We start from the raw sequence: 19,920 nt of genomic DNA on the forward strand, positions 1-19,920 counted from the left end.
ACGTTACATGGCCCCGGGTGTGGATGATGCCACCCCGGATCGCGTCTATTGTTCACGGAGAGTTTTGATGCCCTTTCGCAAGTTGCTGATTGCCAATCGCGGCGAGATCGCCATTCGTATCGCGCGCGCCGCGGCGGACGCCGGCCTTGCCACCGTCGCGATGTATCCGGCCGATGACGCGCTTTCGCTGCATGTACGGATCGCTGACGAGTCCACGGAAATCCCCGGCCGTGGTGCGCGTGCTTATCTCGATATCGAAGGTGTGATTGGTGCCGCGAAAGCCACCGGCTGTGACGCGCTGCATCCGGGCTACGGCTTTCTCAGCGAGAACGCCGATCTGGCCCGCCGCTGCGCCGAAGAGGGCATTACCTTTGTCGGCCCGTCACCCGCGGCATTGCAGCTGTTCGGCGACAAGGTCGCGGCCAAGCAACTCGCCAAGCGCTGTGGTGTGCCGATCATCGCGGGCACCATGGGCCCCTCGACGCTTGATGAGGTGAAAGCGTTTTTCACATCGCTGGGTAGCAATGCCGCCGTGATGATCAAGGCGATGGCTGGCGGCGGCGGCCGCGGTATGCGCGTTGTCGAGCGCGCGGAGGATCTCGACGACGCCTATGCGCGTTGCCAGTCCGAAGCCACGGCTGCCTTCGGCAGCGACGGCGTCTATGTCGAGCGTCTCATTCGCAATGCCCGTCATATCGAAGTGCAAATCATCGGTGATCGGCACGGCGATATCAGTCAGCTCTGGGAGCGTGAATGCACCATCCAGCGCCGCAATCAGAAGCTGGTCGAAGTTGCGCCGAGTCCGTCGGTGTCACATAAATTGCGCAGCCGCATCGTTGAAGCTGCCAAAAATCTTGCGGCGGAGGCGAAGTATGACAGCCTCGGCACGTTCGAATTCCTGGTCGATGGCGAGGCTGGCGAGGGCGATGGCGCCTTCGCCTTCATCGAGGCCAATCCGCGGCTGCAAGTCGAACACACCGTGACCGAGGAAGTGCTGTCGGTCGATCTGGTGCGGTCGCAGCTCGCCGTTGCCGGTGGCGCCACGCTGGCGTCGCTCGGTCTCGATCAGGCGTCGGTGCCGAGTCCGCGCGGCTTCGCCATGCAGCTCCGCATCAATATGGAGACCATGGATGCCACCGGCGCCACCAAGCCGACCGGCGGCACGCTCGCGATTTTCGAGCCACCGTCAGGCCCGGGCGTGCGTGTCGATACGTTCGGTTATGCCGGTTACAAGACCAGTGCGGCCTTCGACTCGTTGCTGGCCAAGGTGATCGTCCACACGCCGTCGTCGAAATGGGCCGACGCCATCGCCAAGGGCACGCGGGCGTTACGCGAATTCCGCATCGAGGGCGTCGCCACCAATATCCCGTTGATGCAGGCGATCCTGGCCAACGCCGATTTCCAGGCCAATCGGATCAACACCAGCTTCATCGATCGCAACGTCTCCGATCTGGTCGCTGCCACACTGACAGCGGGCAAGCCGCTATTCGCCGCCAGCGGATCAATCGGTGATGCACGGACCTCCGCCGGCGTCGTACAGCCCGCGCCGGAAGGATCGATCCCGGTCGCGGCGCCGCTGCAGGGCACGGTCGTGTCCATTCCGGTGGCCGAAGGCGATGTTGTCAGGCCCGGCCAGCAACTCGCCATCATCGAATCCATGAAGATGGAGCATCTGGTGACTGCGGAGCAGGGCGGTCGCGTCACCCGGATCGCGGCATCCGATGGCGTCACGTTGATGCAGGGCGAGCCCATACTTTACATCGAACCGCAGGACGTGGCCGGCGACCTCGCCACGCAAGAAGCCGATATCGATCTCGACCACATTCGTCCCGACCTTGCCGAACTGATCGCTCGCCAGGGGATCACGCTCGATGAAAACCGGCCCTCTTCGGTCGAGCGCCGGCGCAAGACCAATCAGCGCACCGCGCGCGAGAATATTGCGCAACTGGTCGATGACGGCTCGTTCATGGAATATGGCAGCCTCGCCATCGCCGGCCAGCGGCGCCGCCGCGCGGTCGATGATCTCATCAAGAACACGCCGGCCGATGGTCTGGTCGCCGGCGTCGCGACCGTCAATGCCGCCAAGTTCGGCGAGCATGAGGCTCGCTGCATGGTGATTTCCTATGATTACACCGTGCTGGCGGGTACCCAGGGCCATATGAATCACAAGAAGATCGACCGCATGCTGTCGCTGGTCGAGCAGTGGAAAATGCCGCTGGTGTTCTATGCCGAAGGCGGCGGTGGTCGTCCCGGCGATACCGATCGGCTCGGCATGACGGGTCTCGACGGGCCGTCTTTCGTGCAATTCGCGAAACTTTCGGGTCTCGTCCCGGTGGTCGGCGTGGTGTCTGGCTATTGCTTCGCGGGCAATGCTGCGATGCTCGGTTGTTGTGACGTTATCATCGCCACGAAGAACGCCTCGATCGGCATGGGGGGTCCTGCGATGATCGAAGGCGGGGGTCTCGGCGTCTATCATCCGGCCGAAGTCGGACCCGTCTCTTTCCAGTCACCGAACGGCGTCATCGATATTCTCGTCGAGGACGAAGAGGAAGCGACACGGGCCGCGCAGAAATATCTGTCCTACTTCCAGGGCGCCGTCACCGAATGGCGTGCGCCTGACCAGCGCCTGCTGCGGCGTGCGATTCCGGAGAACCGGTTGCGCGTCTATGACATCCGCGTGGTGATCGATCTGATCGCTGATGAGGATTCCGTGCTCGAAATCCGGCGCGATTTCGGCGTCGGCATGATCACTGCGTTCATTCGTATCGAAGGCAAGCCATTCGGCCTGATTGCCAACAATCCGAAACATCTCGGCGGCGCCATCGACGCCGCGGCCGGCGACAAGGCCGCGCGCTTCTTGCAGCTCTGCGATGCATTCGACATTCCGATCGTGTCACTCTGCGATACGCCGGGCTTCATGGTTGGGCCGGAGGCGGAGAAGACCGCGATCGTGCGCCATGTCGCGCGTATGTTTGTCACCGGCGCGAGCATCACAGTGCCGTTGTTCGGCATCGTGCTGCGCAAGGGCTATGGGCTCGGTGCCCAGTCGATGATCGGCGGCGGTTTTCATGCCTCGTTCTTCACCGCGGCGTGGCCGACCGGCGAATTCGGCGGCATGGGGCTGGAAGGCTACGTCCGGCTCGGCTTCCGCAAGGAAATGGAGGCAATCGCCGATCCGGTGGAGCGCGAGACCTATTACAAGAACAAGGTCGCCGAACTCTATGCCAACGGGAAGGCGACCTCGATCGCCTCGGTGTTCGAGATCGACAATGTCATCGACCCCGCCGAGACGCGCCGCTGGGTGATGGCCGGCCTGCGTTCGGTGCCGAAGCCGCCGCAACGCGAGGGTCGCAAGCGCCCCTGTGTCGATACCTGGTAGCCACAACGAACCGACGGCTCGCATTCCCGGAGGAGTTTCCAATGATATCAAAAGCATTCGATACGGTGATTGAGGACGCCGGAAATGCACTGATCGGTCCGTGGCGACAGCCCCGACAGATGCTCCATGCGCAGACTTACGACTCTCACGCATCCATCCATGACGATGCCACCGCGCAGAAGCTCGGCTTCAAGGGCGGGACCATCGAGGGCCCGACCCATTTCAGCCAGTTTGCACCGCTCTGCGAACGACTGTGGGGCAAGGACTGGTTCGAGACGGGCTGTATCTCGGCGCATTATCGTGCTGCCGCCTTTGAGGGCGAGGAAGTACAGGCCATTGTCGAAAAGCCGATTGGTGACGGGCATTATTGCACGATCAGGATGGCGAAGCGTGATGGCACCGAAGTGTTGCGCGGCAGTGCATCGATCGGCAGTGACGCGCCGGCCTCCGCCCTGGATATCCGACTCACTGAGCTGAAGCCGCTGAGTGATGCCGTAATCCTGCGCGACATCAAGCTCGGCATGACCACCGCATCGCAGACGGTTCGGATGGATTTCGATCAGAATATGGGCGAGCTCTATCCATTCTCGCTTGAACAGAAGCTCAAGGTCATCACCGAGCCGTCGCCATATTACGCGCCCGAGAGCGCAGGCAATTCGCCATGGGGACGCGCGATCATTCCGATGGAAATGCTCAGCGTGTTGTTTCAGCACGGCAGCAAGAAGGATCGTCTGCCGGTCAAGGGGCCGGCAGTCGGGCTGTTCGCTGATCAGGAAATCCGGTTACTGCGAGGTCCGCTGTTCGTTGGGGAAGACTACCGCATAGACCGAAAGGTCGTCGCGATGTCCGGCAGCAAACGCACCGAGAGTCTGTGGGTGCGCACCGAAGTCTTCAATAGCTCGAACGCGCTGGTCGCGACGATGCTGCTCAATCTGGCGACGCTCAAGGAATCCTACGCCAGCTACGACCAAGAATTCGCTGCGCTTCCTCGAAGCCGCGCGTAGCTTGATACGCTATCTTTGGTTCAAGGGGCGGCCAGGCCGGGACAAAGAGCGTCGGCAATCAGAAAAAATCATCCCGGGATGTGACACTCGTCACATCCACCTCCAGCGGGACGCAGTAAGGCTATGTGCCTTATCTGGAGGCAATCATGAGTGCGTCGGAAGATAAACTGGAGCAGTCCTATCGTCGATTATACCATCGCTTGATGATCGGGGCCGGAGTGATTTGCGCCGTCCTCATGTGTGCGATCGTGGTTGGGAAAACCGCCGCAGTCCCTGCCATCATGAAGCAAATCGTTTCAGGCTTTAACGATGTACATCCGTCGTCAGGGGCGGAGGCGCCGTCGCTACGCGCAGGTCGCAGTTGCCGGCTGAAGAACTCCTGGTCTATGATCGAGATAGCACCATTCGGTCCGGCGGCAGGTATCGATGATTACGGCTGGCGTATCAAAGTCGAGTCGCGTGGCGACGTGGTTGCAATCTAGTCGTCAGGAGCGGCGTCCTGAAATCGCCGTTGTTCAAGTCTAGCTAACAAGTTCTTGGCGGGCAAAATTGAGTGTGATCCGTCCGCGATACCGAGTTTGTGCGCATTAGTGCACAAGAGTGCGGATCAGAACAGTGACCAGCGTGGCTGATGGCTAGATCAAGCGCTTCACTCGCATTCGAGAATCCGGAATGGGTGGTGCGCACACTGCTCTTCGTGGACGTGGTCGAGTCCGTGCGACTGATGGAAGAGAACGAGGCCAGCACCGTACAGCGATGGCGTAAACTCGTTAAAACGATAGATGAAGATGTCCTGCCGCGGTTCGAGGGGCGGCTTGTAAAGAGCCTTGGGGATGGGCTCCTGATGGAATTCCCTCAATCTCCCCTCGCGGTGAGAGCTGCCTTTGCAGTCCAGAATGCGTGTGCGGTTATCAATGAAGGCGTTCCGCAAGATCAGTATATCCTCGTCCGTGAAGGAGCTCACGTCGGTCATCTTCTTGCGGACGAGCACGATGTTTACGGGGCTGACGTTAACCTTGCAGCCCGGCTCACAGGTTTAGCGGGGCCAGGGGAAATTGTTGTATCGGCCGATGTTCGCGACCAACTCGTGCCTGTATTGGATGCCGACGTCGAGGATTTGGGAGCTTGTTACCTTAAACATGTGCATGAACCCGTTCGAGCGTATCGTGTCGGCCCACCAGGGCCGCGACCCGTGATCGAGCCAGGTACTGTATCAATGCCGAAGTTGCGCGCCACTGTCGCGGTCGTACCTTTTACCGGGCTGGATGATGGTCCGGAACATCGGGTCATTGGCGAAGTGCTCGCCGACGAAATCATATCCGCGCTTTCGCGTTCATCGGAGCTGAACGTCATCTCGCGCCTGTCGACGTCTGTCTTTCGCGGGCGGGATAGTTCGGTCGAGGAGATCAGTAGCTATTTGACGGCGAACTACGTTCTGTCGGGCTCTTACCGCAAGGCCGGAAGTAAGTTGCGGGTGAACCTCGAACTGGCATCGTCGTCGAATCTGACAATCGTTTGGTCTGACTCGTTCGTTTGTAGCGCGACAGCTTTGATCAGCGGAAAGGACGGTGCTGTCGCGGGTATTGTGACGGCGGTCAGCTTGGCGATCATGGCGCGCGAGCTTGAACGCGCGCAGTCGCAATCACTCCCGACCGTCGAGAGCTACACGTTGTTGATGGGGGCGATCGCGCTCATGCATCGTCTTTCGGTGCAGGATTTTGACAGGTCGCGCCAGATGCTCCAGGTCTTGACCGAGCGCATGCCCCGACAGGCCGTACCATGGGCATGGATGGCCAAGTGGCACATATTGCGGGTCCAGCAGGGATGGACCGATGACTGGAGTGCGGATACGCAACTGGCGCTCGATTGCGGGCGGCGAGCACTGAGTGCCGACCCGCGGTGTTCCCTCGCGCTGGTGGTTATGGGCTTTGCTCATACCAATCTGCTGAAACAATTTGACGTCGCGCAGGAGCAGTATGACCTCGCGCTGCGCGTCAATCCTAACGATGGGATGGCGTGGCTGCTAAAGGGAACGCTTCTCGCCTTCAAGGATGCAGGAAAGTCGGCAGTCGAACACACCGAGCACGCGCTGAAACTGTCGCCGCTCGACCCTCACAGATACTTCTACGATTCCCTGGCCGCAACGGCTGCTCTCTCCGCCGGGCAATACAAGCGCGCCATCGATCTTGCCAACCGTTCGTTGCGCGCCAATCGCACGCATACATCCACGTTTCGCGCGCTGGCGATCGCGCAATGGCAGCTCGGCCTTCAGCAAGAGGCGCGCAAGACGGTGACCGAACTGATGAAACTCGAGCCGGGCCTGACGGTCGCGAAATATCGCGAGCGTCACCCCAGTGGGGGATATGAAACTGGCCGCATTTGGTCGAGCGCATTGCAGGGAGCTGGCGTACCGAATTAGCAGAACGGGAGCAAAAACATGTGCACGATGGGTCCTGAAGGCGGCGCAGGAGGTGCGGGGGGCGCAGGCGGCGCCGGTGGTGCTGGGGGAGCGGGCGGTGCCGGAGGCGCAGGCGGTGCTGGAGCTGGGCCCTACGGCAGTTACGGGTCGCCGCTGGTTGCCGATGCACTCGTCAAGCACCGCGACGGTATCGTCGGAAGCTGGCTCGGTCAGACCGTCAATCGGTCGCCACGTGCGCTGGACGACAAGAAGAACCTCGCGCTCTGGGAGCCGTGGGTGCGGGCGGCGGTCATAGACTTCGAACTGCTGTCGCACCTCCATTTTACAAGCCACTCAGAGAAATTCAGCTACAAGCATCAGGGCAAGAACGTCTCCCGGACACCGAGCGAGAAGTCGGTCACGGTCTGGCAGTTCCACGTTCAAACCACGGCGGCCGATCCCTCTCCCAAAGCGAAATCGAGCCGGATTGCGACTTTGATCCGCCCGCCGGCCGAGACTTTCAAAGGCCAGCTGGATTTTCTGGATCAATATTCCGATCTTCGCGAGGATCGTGTTTCGGAAATCGTGACCCAGCTCGGCCCTCAATATGCGTTCTGGAGTTCGGTCGTGAACCTCCATCCGGATCGTACCAAGAAGACGATCGAGCTGCTTGATGCTGCTCTTCGGTTTGCAACCGCGGTGGAAATGCGCATCAAGCATGCTCTGGCGTGCTGGCGACCATATGAACTGTCGTCTCAGGTTCAACCGATCATTCTGACGCCAGGCCACGGGACATTTCCGAGCGGTCATTCCACCGAAAATCATATGATTGCGCGCATCCTGTGGGAGCTGTACGGGCGCGAGCCTAAACTTGGTGAGCAGTTGATGCGACAGGCGGCGCGGATCGCGGTCAACCGCACAGTGGCAGGTGTCCATTTCCCGGTCGACACTGCGGCCGGTCAGGTGCTTGGACTGTCACTTGCCCGCTATTTCATTCTGCGGGCGAAAGGTGGGCCGAGATTCAACGCCTGGCGTTTTGACGGCGGGCGATACGGAGCTACTCAGGACTTCAATTTCCATGATTTCTACAATCCAGCAAACGGACAGGAAAAGCTGAGCCCCCTGATTGATCCGCCCTATGTCGATTTTCTCGCCTCCACGCCGCCAGTTGTGTCGCCGATTGTGAAGTGGCTGTGGGATGCTGCGCTTGCAGAGGTGAAGTAGCTGCTGGGAAATGGCGGTAGGGCGATCGCATTCGCAAGGTGTGCGTTATGGCAGAACAACGGAAGCGGGTTTCACCTTATCTCGAATGGGCAGTGCTGACGGAGTTCGCTTATCTCCCGGGTGAGTGGTTCTGGGTCTTGTTGGAGCTTGATGAACCAGTGGAAGCCCTTGCCCGTTCCGTCGTGCGCTCGGGGCTGGATCAGTTCATTCGAATTCCCGCGGTCTATCAGGAGGCGCCACCCTCTCTGAGAGGTGCCGATCTAACATGCTGTATGGCGATTGCGAGACGCGAGGCTCTTTCCGCATTTGTTTCCGGCAAGGTATCGCGCGGTGACGCCAAACAGTTTGCGCCCCTGCTGTCCTCGATCAATCGAATCGAGCTTGGAACGCCGACGACGAATCTGTTCGAGAAGACTGAACCGATCGAGCAGCAGTTGCTTGCCACGAGTCCGTCGCGGCGGGCAATTGTCGCGATCATCGATGACGGATTGGCGTTCGCCCATGAGAGATTCCGCTTTCAGGATGGCCGATCGCGGGTGAAGTATTTCTGGAACCAGGACGATCACACAAATACAGGCCGGCCGGCCGGATTCGGCTGGGGGCGGGAGCTGCAGGAGAACGAGATCAATCAGCTTCTGGCGTCCTGCACGCATACTGGATTGCTGGATGAGGATGAGTTCTATCGGTTGGCCGGTCAGAAGCTGGCTGCTCGCCGCGCCAAGCACGGTACGCACGTCATGGACATTGCTTGCGGGCTCGACCCGAAACATGCGGTTCCCGAAGATCCCAACCTTCCCTATATCATCGGCGTTCAATTGCCGAAGTGGGTGACAGAGGAGACGTCGGGCGCATTCCTGACTCCGAATGTCTACGCCGCCATCTCCTATGTGCTCAGTCGTGCGGATCAGATCTCGGCCGCCGAAGGAACGGGGCCGATCCCAGTGGTCATCAATTTGAGTTATGGGACCATTGCCGGCCCGCACGATGGTACGTCACAGCTGGAAGCTGCGATCGATCAGTTGATAGCGTCACGCACCGCACCGCTCAGGGTCGTTCTGCCAGCCGGAAATCACTATCTGGCGCGATGTCATGCCTTGGTCGAACTGTCTCAGGCATCAATCCCTGGCCAATCGCCCAAGCGCTTGCGGTGGCGCGTGCAGCCCGACGATAAGGCCAACAGCTTTATGGAGCTCTGGCTGCCCAAACAGGCAACAGAGAAGTCCCAACCCGAAATCGCCATAAGGATTACCACCCCGACCAACCAGCGCAGTCCTTGGATTGGGGCTAACCAGAACTGGCAGTGGCGCATATCAGGCCAGCTCCGGTTTTTCGGGAAATACTATACTGCAGTCGGGGAGCGATCGCAGATATTCCTTGCTATGGCGCCCACGGCTGATCTCGCAATGCCCTCGCTGACTGCGCCGTCCGGGACGTGGTTGATCGAACTCAAAAACAAGGGAGCAGCCACGACAGTCGATGTCTGGGTTCAGCGCGGCGACACGCCATTTGGCTATCCGTTGTCAGGGCGGCAATCTCGGCTTGAAGACGAGAATTACGTGCGCTTCGATCTTGCCGGGCGACTGGAGCAAGATGACAAGGGCTCCAGCCCGGTCCGGCGAGAAAGTACGATCAACGCATTGGCGACAGGGACGCGCGCAATCGTCGTGGGTGCTTATCTTCGCAGCGACAAGGCCGTCAGCGAGTATTCGGGGGCCGGAGGGCGCGCGACATCAGATGGCGCATCCCCAATCCGAAGCCCCGATGTGTCGGCAGTTGGAGACGAGTCGCCAGTACACAGGAATCTGCTTGCCGCCGGTACGCGCAGCGGTTCCGTTGTGACGATGAATGGGACAAGTGTCGCGGCTCCGCAGGTGACACGATTGATCTCGGAATTGATGATCTCGCAGCTTGCTTGCGATCGTCCGGACGTACAGCGCATCGCGAAAACAGGAGACACAAAGGCGCCAGGTCCCGGCTCACCATTGGCTGTGCGGATCGGGGCTGGCCGGCTGGATCGGTGCGGACGTCCAAACAGACCTTGATTTGGGACCGGTGCGGAGCACAGGGAACATCGCGGTGTCGAAAGCGAAGCCAGCGAGATCAGCGGGCCGTCAGGCGGCCATACGTATGAACGCGATCTTCAGCGACCTCGCGCCCGAGACGGTTGCCCAGCTGTTTCATCGCGCGTCTTTTCAGACCTTCGAACGGGGAGACTACATTTTTCGACGCGGAGACCCTGGGACGTGCCTGTTCGGAGTTGTGGAAGGCTCGGTGAGGATGTGTGCATCCTCCCCTGACGGTAAGAGCGCGGTGTTAAATCTGATCAGTGCCGGTCAGACATTTGGCGAGATTGCTGTTTTGGATGGCCTCGACCGAACAACGGATGCAATCGCGAATAGCGATTGTGAGATCTGGGGAATTGCGCGGCGCGATCTGATCCCCCTGGTTAGAACCGAGCCGGCTTTGGCTGCAAAGTTCATTGACTTGTTATGCGCGCGCCTGAGATGGACGAGCGAGCATCTGGAAGAGGTGATCCTTCACGGTCTCGAGGCTCGTCTTGCCCATATCATCGTAAAATTTGCGGAGCCGAATCTGCGAATGGGTGGATCCCCTGTGGTGAATATGACGCAACAGAGTGTTAGCGAGATGGTAGGCATTTCGCGGGAGCGCGCAAATAAAATCATATCCGCTTGGGCCGAGCGCGGCTGGGTTCTGGTCAAGAATCGTACACTTGTCCTTCTCGATGCTCAGGCGTTGAGAAACATCGCCACGCGAAGTTAGTACGTGACGGTGCTTTACCGATCGGATGTGCATTTTTGCGCCGACCAGTGAAAAGATCTGATGCTTTCGATCTCCCGAGAGAAGCGGGCTAGAGGACGAAGATCGCGCGACGCGGGATCGACGAAGCTACTGGTACAAAGTTGCAATCGGGATAATTGCTGAGGCGTTCTGTTGATATTGAGTTCGATCACAACAACATCAATAGCCTGACTCACATCTTCAAATCGTCCGGTTTGAAATCGAGCCCGATGTCGAGAACGCCGACGCTATGGGTGAGCCATCCGATTGAGATCAGATCGACGCCGGTCGCAGCGATGCGTGGCGCTGTCGCGGGCGTGATGCGGCCGGAGGCTTCGGTTACCGCCCGACCTGCGACCATCGCGACAGCTTCCGTGAGCGTCGCTGCATCCATATTGTCGAGAAGCACGGCGTCTACACCGTGATCGAGCGCTTCGCGCAGCTGATCGAGCGTATCGACTTCGAGTTCGATCTTGACCAGATGCCCGACACCGGTTTTCGCCCGCTTCAACGCCTCGGTTACGCTGCCGGCGATGGCGACGTGATTGTCCTTGATGAGCACGGCATCGTCGAGGCCGAACCGATGATTGCTGCCACCGCCAACGCGGATCGCATATTTTTCGATGGCGCGCAGCCCTGGCGTTGTCTTGCGCGTGCAGACAATTTTCGTCTGGTAGTCTCGGACCGCTGCAACCACAGATGCCGTTGCCGTTGCGATTCCGCTCAGGCGGCACAGGAAATTCAAAGCAACCCGTTCAGCGGTCAAAATACCTCGCGCCGGGCCGGTGATTGTGGCGATCACGTCGCCGGGCGCCAGGACTGCGCCGTCGCTGCGCTCGATATGCACCTCGATCGCAGGATCGATCAGTTGAAAGGCGAGTCGAGCGAGGTCGAGCCCGGCCACCACGCCGGGCTGGCGCGCAACAAGAAGTGTTGTGGCGCGTCGGTCGGCTGGCACGATCGCATCGGTCGTGAGATCGCCGGCTCGTCCGAGATCTTCGAGCAATGCCATGCGAACCAATGGCTCGATCATGACATGGGGGAGCGGTGAGGGCGTCATGGCGATCCTTTGGGTTAGGCGACGAGTTCCGGGATGTCGTCTCGCGCGGCTTGAAGCGCGTCATCAAGGCGCAGCGTCGAACGCTGTGCCAGACTCATGTGCTTCGGGAAGTCCGTGCGTGCATGCGCGCCGCGGCTTTCCTGGCGGCGCAAGGCAGCGATCACGATCATCAGGCCGACAATTGCGGGGTCGCTTGCAGCTTGCTGCGAGATCGCGAGGGGATAGAGCGCGCGGGCGGCGGCACGCAGGCCTTCGCCATCGCGTAATACGCCTGCGGCATGCGACAGAATAGGGCGCACCAAACTTGGGTCGCTGTCTGTTACTCCACCGGGCAACATTGGCTGCCGCCGCCGGATGGAGGTCGTTGCGGCAATATTCTGGGCAACCCAGCCGCCACACACGGCCGCCTCGAGGAGTGAATTACTGGCAAGCCGGTTTGCACCATGCAGGCCGGTGCAGGCAGCTTCGCCGCAGGCCCACAGACCGTCGACGGAGGTCCGCCCGGTCCGGTCAACCAGTATGCCGCCCATGTGGTAGTGCGCAGCGGGACGGACTGGGATTGGCTGCGTAACCGGATCGATTCCTGCATCGCGACAAAGTGCCGTGATGGCCGGGAACCGCCGCGCAAAGTCGAGTCCCTTCACGCCCCTTGCGTCGAGAAAAACTCGATGCCCCGCCGCCATGTGCCGCCAGACGGCACGTGCCACGACATCGCGGGACGCAAGCTCGGCGCCTGGGACACCGGCCATGAAGCGATCGCCATTCCCATCGACCAGGATCGCGCCTTCTCCGCGTACGGCCTCACTAATGAGCTTCAGTGGAGAGGACTTGCTGTCGAGCGCCGTCGGATGAAATTGGATAAATTCAAGATCGGCCATGACGGCGCCGGCGCGTGCTGCGAGCGCGAGGCCCTGGCCAAAGGATCCAGCCGGATTTGTCCCATGCAGAAACAGACCTCCGATGCCACCGGTCGCGATGACGACACGATCGGTGGCAAAGAGCACGGGTCCCGGGCCGGTATGGCCGAGAAGACCCACCACTGCATTGTCTTCGACGACCAGGCGCCGTGCCGTGGCTCCCTCGATCACCGTGATCGCAGGCGTCTCGCGGACCTTGCGGACCAGGGCTCGAATAACGTCCCGGCCTGTTGCATCACCCCCGGCATGGACGATCCGGCGGCGCGAATGCGCGGCCTCGAGGCCGAGGATGATCTTGCCGCAGGCATCCCGATCGAAAAGGACGCCGAGCCGCGCCAACTGTTCGATCGCGGCGGGCGCTGCGGCGAGGATTGAGGCCGCGATGGTTTTGTCGCACAAACCGTCACCGGCGGCGAGTGTGTCTGCCAGATGCAGCGAAGCACTATCATCCGCCCCGATACTGGCAGCGATACCACCTTGCGCAAGCGCACTCGACGATTCCGAGCCGAGCGGCGCGCCGGTCAGGAGCAGCACCGGTTGCGGTGCTAGCGCCAGAGCAGTCATGAGGCCGGCGATGCCGCCGCCGATGATGACGGGAGCGCCGTTCGTATCGTGCAACGCTGTCATGTGACGGCCAGCATTCGTTCGACCGCGAGGCGTGCGCGCGCTGCGACACTGTCGTCGATCGTGACCTCGTGCTGCATCGTCTCCAACGCGTGACGGATGTTGCCGAGCGTGATCGTCTTCATGTGCGGACAAAGATTGCACGGACGAATGAATTCGAGGTCCGGGTATTGGATGGCGACATTGTCGCTCATCGAGCATTCCGTCAGAAGCACGACTCGCGGTGGTCGTTTGCTTGCGACGTAGGACGACATGGCGGCCGTCGAGCCGGCGAAATCGGCCTCCGCCAGGACGTCCGGCGGGCATTCCGGGTGCGCCAGTACGACGACACCAGGGTGGTTCTCGCGCAATTGGCGCACCTCTTCGGCGCTGAAGCGCTCGTGCACCTCGCAATGACCGGTCCAGGTAATCACTTTAACCTTGGTCTCGGCGGCGATGTTCCTGGCCAGATATTCGTCCGGCAGCATGATCACGCGTTCAACGCTAAGCGACTCGATCACCGCCTTGGCATTGCCTGAGGTGCAGCAGATATCCGACTCGGCTTTCACCGCTGCCGAGGTGTTCACATAAGTCACGATCGGGACGCCAGGATACTTTTGCCGCAACAGCCTCACGTCCTCAGGCGTGATGGAGTCGGCTAGCGAGCAGCCGGCACCGCGATCGGGAATCAGCACGGTCTTCGACGGATTGAGTAATTTGGCCGTCTCGGCCATGAAGTGAACACCGGCGAGAACGATGACGTCGGCTTCCACGTGCATGGCTTCACGCGCCAAAGCGAGGCTGTCGCCGACAATGTCCGCGACGCAGTGGAAGATGTCCGGTGTCTGATAATTGTGGGCAAGGATGACGGCGTTGCGGCTTTTCTTCAACGCGATGATAGCGTCGATATCTTTTGACAGCATCGACCATTCGATCGCGGGAATCGCGTGGCGCACTTTCGCATAGAGATGTTCCGAAGGACGCAGTTCGGGTATCGACAACATGATATATACTCTCGTTGAGCATATGTTATACTGTAATCGAGTATAAGGCTTGTCAAGCCCCCGAGACGGGAAGTTTGGTTCCGGCAATGGCGCGTTCCGCAAGGACGGCACGGCGAAAGCGGAAGAGCTTTGCAGGACGTCCGCCGGTGTCCTGGCTGGTTTCGCCAGTTTCCTCAACGAGTTCCTGCTGCTCGATCAGGCGGCGGAAATTCGGCTTGTGCACTTGCCGTCCCGCCAGCGCCTCAACACAGCGTTGCAATTGCAGCAGCGTGAATGTGTCCGGCATCAATTCAAATACGACAGGATGGTATTTGATCTTGGCCCTGAGTCTTGCAATTCCGGTGGCCAGAATCCGGCGATGGTCCAGGATCATGGGGTGACCCGGCGTGTTCGATAAAGCCGCACGGGTCGACGTGGATGTCGAGGAATTTCCGCGTGTCGCCTCCGGGATCAGTCTCGCCTCATATAATAATTCGTATCGCTGCAGAACCAGTTCCTCGTTCCAGCCGTGCTCTTCGAAACCGAAGAGCATGGCGGCGCGCTGCCGACGAGCGCGCTGTGCCGCCCGATCGGAAGCTGCAGAAGCCCAGGCTTTGAGCCCCGGCTGCAGAGCTTTCTCCATCAGCGGCGGCGGGCCGTCACGATGATCCTCCCAGGGGAAGTAATCATACCAGCCGCGCCATCTGGCCTCGTGTTCGCCGAATGCCGGTTGTTCTCGTGTCAGGCCAAGATAGCTGATCGAGATGACATGCTGGCCGGTGGCGCCAGCACGATCACGATCCGCAAAGGTGTAGAGTTGTTCGACATAACCGAGCGGCAGCCGTGTCTGCCGTTCGACCCAGGCCCGTAGCCCCGATTGCAGCGAACGATGGGCGAGTTCGAAAGGCCCGGAGGGCAGGGCGCGCTGGTCCTGGATCGTTAGAACGCGAGGCTCGCCCGAGGTCACGGATACCAGCACGGCAACGAGATCAGCCGCAATTCCTTGCGGTGATGACTGCGTTGCCAGACGCGCGTCTGTCCTGGAATTGGGGCTGTCAAGCGGGTCCATGAGCTCGTCTGCTTAAGTGTTCATAGGGGGCAGGGTGAAAGGCTGCATCGCGAATCCACGTTGATATTTTAACATGAGGCTGCAACGCGACGCGCACGGCAAGGGCGGGCGCCCTTCACGCTGACCATTCGCTAATTCATGTCGGAATGCAGTCTGACCACAACACCGACTTGCCTGAGCCCGAAAGCGGCAGTTGGGTGGGCGCGGTGGCCGAGTCATTTTTGGCAACCGTGTCGTACCAATGTGCCGCACTGTGCCCCCGCTCTTCTGGGGCACACCGCAAGGGAATTGGACCGTTAAGTCATTGAATTCGACGAAGACATGGTGGGCGCACAAGGGATCGAACCTTGGACCTCTCCCGTGTGAACCACAATCTGTAGACCCTAGCCAGCCAGCCCTAACCATAGTAAAATTGCAGAAGAGCCTGTTAATTATGGTTTTTTTGTCGTGTGTGACCATAGTTGACCATGGTGGGCCATAGCGCATCTTGTGTGCCCCTGTTGTGCCCCCCGCGAATTTTCCCTTGGGGCACACAGTCGAGGGAAGGTCTGAGACCCGGTTCTTGCCGGTCCGATCATTCCCGCGTGGGCACAAGACGGAAGGGCAGGGACCGTGGGAGAGCCGATCAACTATTTGACGCTGACCGACACGGTCATCCGCGACACGACAATGCCACCGGGCAAGGCGCAGCATTACCTCCACGACGACAAGCTGCCCGGTCTGGCGCTGCGCATGCGCGCGACGGGCGGCCGGACCTGGGTTTACCTGTTCACCAAGCCGGGAGTGAGAGGCACTCAGCGCAAGACCCTCGGGGCCTGGCCAAGGTTCAATGAGCGGGCGGCTCGGAAGGCCGCCACCATCACCGCTGGTGAGGTGGTCACAGGGGTCGATCCGAACGACGCCAAACGAGAAGCCAAGCGCCAGCAACTGGCCGAGATGCAGCGCACTACGCTGGTGGCCTTGATCAGTGAAGACGGCCCTTATCAGACATCCCTGACCGGACGCCAAGTCGTGAACTGGAAGCCTGCGATGTCGGCGCTGCGGCGCGGTCTCAAGGATCATTTCGATCTCGCCATCGGCGAATTGACGCGCCGGCAAATCATGGCGGCAGTGGACAAGACCGCCAAGACCGGTAAGCGCGGTGCAGCCAGGGACTTGCGCAAGCACACCCACACATTCCTCGAGTGGTGTGTCGGCGAAGGTTACGTCGAGCACAACGTGCTTGCCGGCTATCGCGCGCCGAAAGAGACCCGTGCGCAGAGGGTCGGGCGCCGAACGAAGGGCCGCGCGCTGATGGATGAGGAGATCATCAAGGTCTGGCACGCATCCGGCAAGCTCGGGGCTTTTGGACAATTAGCACGCATGTGCCTGCTCGGCGGTCCGCGCCGCAGCGAGCCAACCATCATTGAGTGGCGAAAGCACATCATGGATGACCGCATCACCTTCGATGCGGCGTGGACCAAGATGGGCCTGCATCACGACGTGCCGCGCACTCATCTCGTTGACGAGGTGCTCACAGCTGCGAAGCATTTCCAGCGCGCAACGTCCGACTACGTCTTCCCGTCACCAAAGACCGGCGGCCAGTTGTCGGGCTTCACCAAGATGGTGAACCGTTTGGTTAAGGAAGCGGGTGTCGCCAGGTTCACCATGCACGATTTGAGGCGCAGCTTGCGCACCGTTATGTCACGGTGCGGCTACGACAACGAAATCCAGCGGTTATGTGTCGGGCAAAAGCCGCGCGGAATCGATCAGGTCTACAATCACGACGAACAGTGGATCATCCGCAAGATGGCGTTCGAAGCTGCTCATGACTACATCGCGCAGTTGGTCGGTGCGCAACGGGTCGGAGGGGTCGTGCGCCTGCAACGGACGAATCCACTTGACCCCATCAAGGCTGAGCTGCTCGGTCGTCTTCGCGAGCATTATGCGGCGGAGGCGTCTTAGTGGCTTTATCGCATCTGGCTAGATAGTCGCGCACCGCATCGACCCGATAGAGCGGGCGACCATCGACATGGCGCCATTTCAGGGGATGGTTCCGATCGCGCCGCCACTGCTCCAGCGCTCCGGGCGTGCGCCGGATGACCGCGGCCGCTTCCAATGCCGTCAAATTCGAGCTGCCCGGCAGCGTATCGATATCGAACGTCGCTGGCGGCGGCATGCCACGTTTCTTGCGAGGGCGCTTCGTGGCACGCGGCATTTTCCCCCTACCTGGCGACGCAAATGCCTCGATCCGAGTCTTTTCGTTCTTGCCGCCCATGCCTCCGCCCCGAACCACCATCGGTCTCAGACAATAAGATCGTAGGCTTCTCCAGCAAAGAAATATAAAGCGCTGGTATGGCTGCTGTGTAGTTGTGGCGTACAAATAGGACGAATCGCCCCCTTTTGCCGCGAAGTTGACGAGCAACTGTGAATCGTAGGGGGCGATCGGCATCCTAATTGTCTGATGGACCTGGCATCTGTGGGGGCACTGTTCGGAGCCGATCCTAGATCGCCGTCGGCGCGTTGTGTCGTTCACACCCGGCAGCTCTTCGCGTTCGTCCGCTGGACCTCAAATGACTTTGGCACGGTCATCTCGCGGATCGACATCTTGCGGGCAGTCGCGGCCGGTCAGCGTTGCACCACGGTGCCCTATGTGACGCCCGGCGGCGATATTCTGTTGCGGTTGTCGGGCTGGCCCAAGGTCGAGCGAGTGCTGCAACTGATCGATGCGATCGAAGCGCTTGGCATCGATCCCGCGGACGCTGCACTTGATTGTTGGCATCACGTCCATAACCGCCTCTCCGTTAATGAAGCTCCGCGAACCTACACCAAGTCGCGTCACCAAGCTTGGCTTCACAGGCGGAGGATTATGCCATGAATGGCCGGTTCTCGACGCTCGCAGTCATGCTTGTTGGGGTCGCCGTTCTCGTTGCACCGGTCGTCGCGGAGCCGGTTCCACTCTACCTGTGGAATGCTTCCGAAAGTGTACCGCTTGGCCTCTATCGCTTACGGCCCGCAGACAGACTGTTTGTCACCGAACTCGTCGCCATCAAGCCACCAGAGCCGCTGGCGAGTTTTCTTAACATGAACGGCTATCTGCCGGTCGGCATTCCCATGTTGAAGCGCGTGCTGGCGCTGCCCAGGCAAACGGTTTGCAGAAGCGGACACACTATCTCGGTCGATGCGATCGACATGGGAGAGGCGCGCGAGCGAGACAGTCGCGGCCGGCCGCTGCCAGTCTGGCACGGCTGTCGTGTTGTCGGCGAAGACGAACTCTTTCTCATGAACTGGCAGTCCAGGGACTCGCTGGACGGTCGCTACTTCGGGCCGATCGCGGCATCCGCAGTTGTTGGCCGTGCATTCCCTGTCTGGACCAAGGAGGAGTGATGGTGCGCATCTCTCTTTCTCGATCTGCCATTCCTCTGTTCGACCGGATGCTGCACCATTCCTCCGTCCCGACCAACATTCGCAAAGCCGCCGGGCGCGGCGGCGGTCCAGGGCGGCCGCAAGGCCGGCGCGAAGCAGCTTTACCCTGGACGGGCGTGAGCACGGCGGCATGCTTGGGTCGTTTAAAGACGGCAGCTTGTACCGTCGTAATGGTGTTGTCGTTTGCGATCGTGCTGGTGCATGCCGCACAAGCTGATAACGCATCAACCGGACGTCCGCCGAGCGCACGGCCTGCCGGGTCGTTTGCGATTCTCATCGAAGAGGCCTCACGTCGCTTCGGCGTGCCGGCGCGTTGGATACGCACCGTCATGACCCTCGAAAGTGCAGGTGACGTGTGGGCCAGATCGCCAAAAGGTGCGATGGGGTTGATGCAGATCATGCCCGCGACCTGGGCAGACCTGCGCATACGTCATCGCTTTGGCGACAATCCATACGATCCGCGCGACAACATTCTGGCAGGCGCAGCGTATCTCCACGAACTACACGACCGCTATGGCTCGCCCGGTTTCCTTGCGGCGTATAACGCGGGACCAGGCCGCTACGAACAGTATCTCGCGGGCCGTCCATTGCCGGCCGAGACCCGCGCTTATGCGGCAACGCTTGCTCCCCTGTTCGGTGGCGCCGAACTCGCCAGTCCGCTCTCCGTCGCAGTAGTTCACGCGAAGTCATGGACCGAGGCGCCGTTGTTCATCGCGCGACCCGAACGCGCAACCGCTGCCGATCAGGTGTCGGCTGAGCGTCGATCGAACCGCGCTTCGGCGAGCGATCTGTCGCGCAATATCTCTGCGTTCGTGCCGCAAGCGGGCAGTCTGTTCGTTGCACGATCCAGTGCGGGAGACCTGCAATGACGGGATGTGCAGTCTGGCGTGCCATGGCGTGCTCCGGGATAGAATGGCTGGGAAGGCCAAGGCAACGGGGAAACACGACAGCGGGACGGCGAGATAAAAGCGGCTCGCCGCTCGAACCACAAGCCATTGGAATGGCTAGGGTTCGGCCGTGCCGGTCGGTCGGGGCGCGTGCCGCGCCTCAGGCTTTCGCCAATGAACTCAAGAATGTTT

At 60.4% G+C, this 19,920-nt stretch carries 14 protein-coding genes and 1 pseudogene; 11 read left to right on the forward strand and 4 right to left on the reverse strand.

Annotation, left to right across the window (positions count from 1 at the left end):
* Positions 1-67: 67 nt before the first annotated feature.
* The 7 genes from AB7813_RS28445 (at position 68) to AB7813_RS28475 (ending at position 10,786) form a co-directional block, all read left to right on the forward strand.
* Positions 68-3,379, forward strand: a complete 3,312-nt coding sequence (locus AB7813_RS28445; protein ID WP_439063177.1) for a carboxyl transferase domain-containing protein — start codon at positions 68-70, stop codon at positions 3,377-3,379.
* Between the two features lie 41 nt (positions 3,380-3,420).
* Positions 3,421-4,383 carry a hypothetical protein gene (locus AB7813_RS28450; protein ID WP_439063178.1) on the forward strand — a complete coding sequence of 321 codons (963 nt, stop codon included), beginning with the start codon at positions 3,421-3,423 and terminating at the stop codon, positions 4,381-4,383.
* 146 nt (positions 4,384-4,529) lie between these two features.
* Positions 4,530-4,865 (forward strand): hypothetical protein, encoded by a 336-nt coding sequence (locus tag AB7813_RS28455; RefSeq protein WP_231077733.1) that lies wholly within the window; start codon positions 4,530-4,532, stop codon positions 4,863-4,865.
* A 197-nt stretch (positions 4,866-5,062) separates the two neighbouring features.
* Positions 5,063-6,802 (forward strand): adenylate/guanylate cyclase domain-containing protein, encoded by a 1,740-nt coding sequence (locus AB7813_RS28460; RefSeq protein ID WP_231077732.1) that lies wholly within the window; start codon positions 5,063-5,065, stop codon positions 6,800-6,802.
* A gap of 18 nt (positions 6,803-6,820) precedes the next feature.
* A complete protein-coding gene (locus tag AB7813_RS28465; protein ID WP_441228901.1) occupies positions 6,821-8,005 on the forward strand; it encodes a phosphatase PAP2 family protein in 1,185 nt (394 codons plus the stop codon).
* 47 nt (positions 8,006-8,052) lie between these two features.
* Positions 8,053-10,047, forward strand: coding sequence for a S8 family serine peptidase (locus tag AB7813_RS28470; protein WP_439063180.1), 1,995 nt, complete (start codon positions 8,053-8,055; stop codon positions 10,045-10,047).
* Between the two features lie 85 nt (positions 10,048-10,132).
* On the forward strand, positions 10,133-10,786 hold the full coding sequence (locus AB7813_RS28475) for a Crp/Fnr family transcriptional regulator (protein WP_439063181.1): 654 nt from the start codon (positions 10,133-10,135) through the stop codon (positions 10,784-10,786).
* 211 nt (positions 10,787-10,997) lie between these two features.
* Here AB7813_RS28475 and nadC read toward each other — a convergent pair whose 3' ends face one another.
* Genes nadC through AB7813_RS28495 form a run of 4 tightly spaced genes read right to left on the reverse strand, consistent with a single transcriptional unit; the run spans position 10,998 to position 15,436 of the window.
* A complete protein-coding gene (gene nadC, locus AB7813_RS28480; protein ID WP_439063182.1) occupies positions 10,998-11,864 on the reverse strand; it encodes a carboxylating nicotinate-nucleotide diphosphorylase in 867 nt (288 codons plus the stop codon).
* A 14-nt stretch (positions 11,865-11,878) separates the two neighbouring features.
* The gene (locus AB7813_RS28485; RefSeq protein ID WP_439082840.1) at positions 11,879-13,408 is read right to left on the reverse strand and encodes an L-aspartate oxidase; all 1,530 of its coding nucleotides are present in this window, start codon (positions 13,406-13,408) and stop codon (positions 11,879-11,881) included.
* A complete protein-coding gene (gene nadA, locus AB7813_RS28490) occupies positions 13,405-14,388 on the reverse strand; it encodes a quinolinate synthase NadA (protein WP_439064582.1) in 984 nt (327 codons plus the stop codon). Before nadA ends, AB7813_RS28485 begins: the two co-directional genes overlap by 4 nt.
* Before the next feature lie 52 nt (positions 14,389-14,440).
* Entirely contained in the window at positions 14,441-15,436 is a 996-nt protein-coding gene (locus tag AB7813_RS28495) for an NUDIX hydrolase (RefSeq protein WP_439063184.1), read from the reverse strand.
* Positions 15,437-16,048: 612 nt separating this feature from the next.
* On the opposite strand from AB7813_RS28495, the gene AB7813_RS28500 reads away from it, so the two are divergent.
* From AB7813_RS28500 to AB7813_RS28515, 4 genes and pseudogenes are all read left to right on the forward strand, one after another.
* A complete protein-coding gene (locus tag AB7813_RS28500) occupies positions 16,049-17,380 on the forward strand; it encodes a tyrosine-type recombinase/integrase (protein WP_439082839.1) in 1,332 nt (443 codons plus the stop codon).
* A gap of 512 nt (positions 17,381-17,892) precedes the next feature.
* A pseudogene (locus AB7813_RS28505) lies at positions 17,893-18,293 on the forward strand (DUF2840 domain-containing protein).
* Complete coding sequence (locus AB7813_RS28510; RefSeq protein ID WP_439063185.1) at positions 18,290-18,802, forward strand: S26 family signal peptidase; 513 nt, start codon at positions 18,290-18,292, stop codon at positions 18,800-18,802. The pseudogene AB7813_RS28505 and the gene AB7813_RS28510 overlap by 4 nt, the downstream one beginning before the upstream one ends.
* The gene (locus AB7813_RS28515) at positions 18,802-19,710 is read left to right on the forward strand and encodes a lytic transglycosylase domain-containing protein (RefSeq protein ID WP_439082838.1); all 909 of its coding nucleotides are present in this window, start codon (positions 18,802-18,804) and stop codon (positions 19,708-19,710) included. Before AB7813_RS28510 ends, AB7813_RS28515 begins: the two co-directional genes overlap by 1 nt.
* Positions 19,711-19,920: the final 210 nt, after the last annotated feature.

This window comes from Tardiphaga sp. 20_F10_N6_6 (assembly GCF_052076045.1).
Classification (GTDB): Bacteria; Pseudomonadota; Alphaproteobacteria; order Rhizobiales; family Xanthobacteraceae; genus Tardiphaga; species Tardiphaga robiniae.

What these genes read in the sequence shown, in the direction of transcription:
- AB7813_RS28495 (WP_439063184.1), bottom strand. Translation starts at nt 15,436, where the DNA reads ATGGACCCGCTTGACAGCCCCAATTCCAGGACAGACGCGCGTCTGGCA.
- AB7813_RS28445 (WP_439063177.1), top strand. Translation starts at nt 68, where the DNA reads ATGCCCTTTCGCAAGTTGCTGATTGCCAATCGCGGCGAGATCGCCATT.
- AB7813_RS28515 (WP_439082838.1), top strand. Translation starts at nt 18,802, where the DNA reads ATGGTGCGCATCTCTCTTTCTCGATCTGCCATTCCTCTGTTCGACCGG.
- nadC (WP_439063182.1), bottom strand. Translation starts at nt 11,864, where the DNA reads ATGACGCCCTCACCGCTCCCCCATGTCATGATCGAGCCATTGGTTCGC.
- AB7813_RS28465 (WP_441228901.1), top strand. Translation starts at nt 6,821, where the DNA reads ATGTGCACGATGGGTCCTGAAGGCGGCGCAGGAGGTGCGGGGGGCGCA.
- AB7813_RS28450 (WP_439063178.1), top strand. Translation starts at nt 3,421, where the DNA reads ATGATATCAAAAGCATTCGATACGGTGATTGAGGACGCCGGAAATGCA.
- AB7813_RS28485 (WP_439082840.1), bottom strand. Translation starts at nt 13,408, where the DNA reads ATGACAGCGTTGCACGATACGAACGGCGCTCCCGTCATCATCGGCGGC.
- AB7813_RS28510 (WP_439063185.1), top strand. Translation starts at nt 18,290, where the DNA reads ATGAATGGCCGGTTCTCGACGCTCGCAGTCATGCTTGTTGGGGTCGCC.
- AB7813_RS28475 (WP_439063181.1), top strand. Translation starts at nt 10,133, where the DNA reads ATGAACGCGATCTTCAGCGACCTCGCGCCCGAGACGGTTGCCCAGCTG.
- AB7813_RS28470 (WP_439063180.1), top strand. Translation starts at nt 8,053, where the DNA reads ATGGCAGAACAACGGAAGCGGGTTTCACCTTATCTCGAATGGGCAGTG.
- AB7813_RS28455 (WP_231077733.1), top strand. Translation starts at nt 4,530, where the DNA reads ATGAGTGCGTCGGAAGATAAACTGGAGCAGTCCTATCGTCGATTATAC.
- nadA (WP_439064582.1), bottom strand. Translation starts at nt 14,388, where the DNA reads ATGTTGTCGATACCCGAACTGCGTCCTTCGGAACATCTCTATGCGAAA.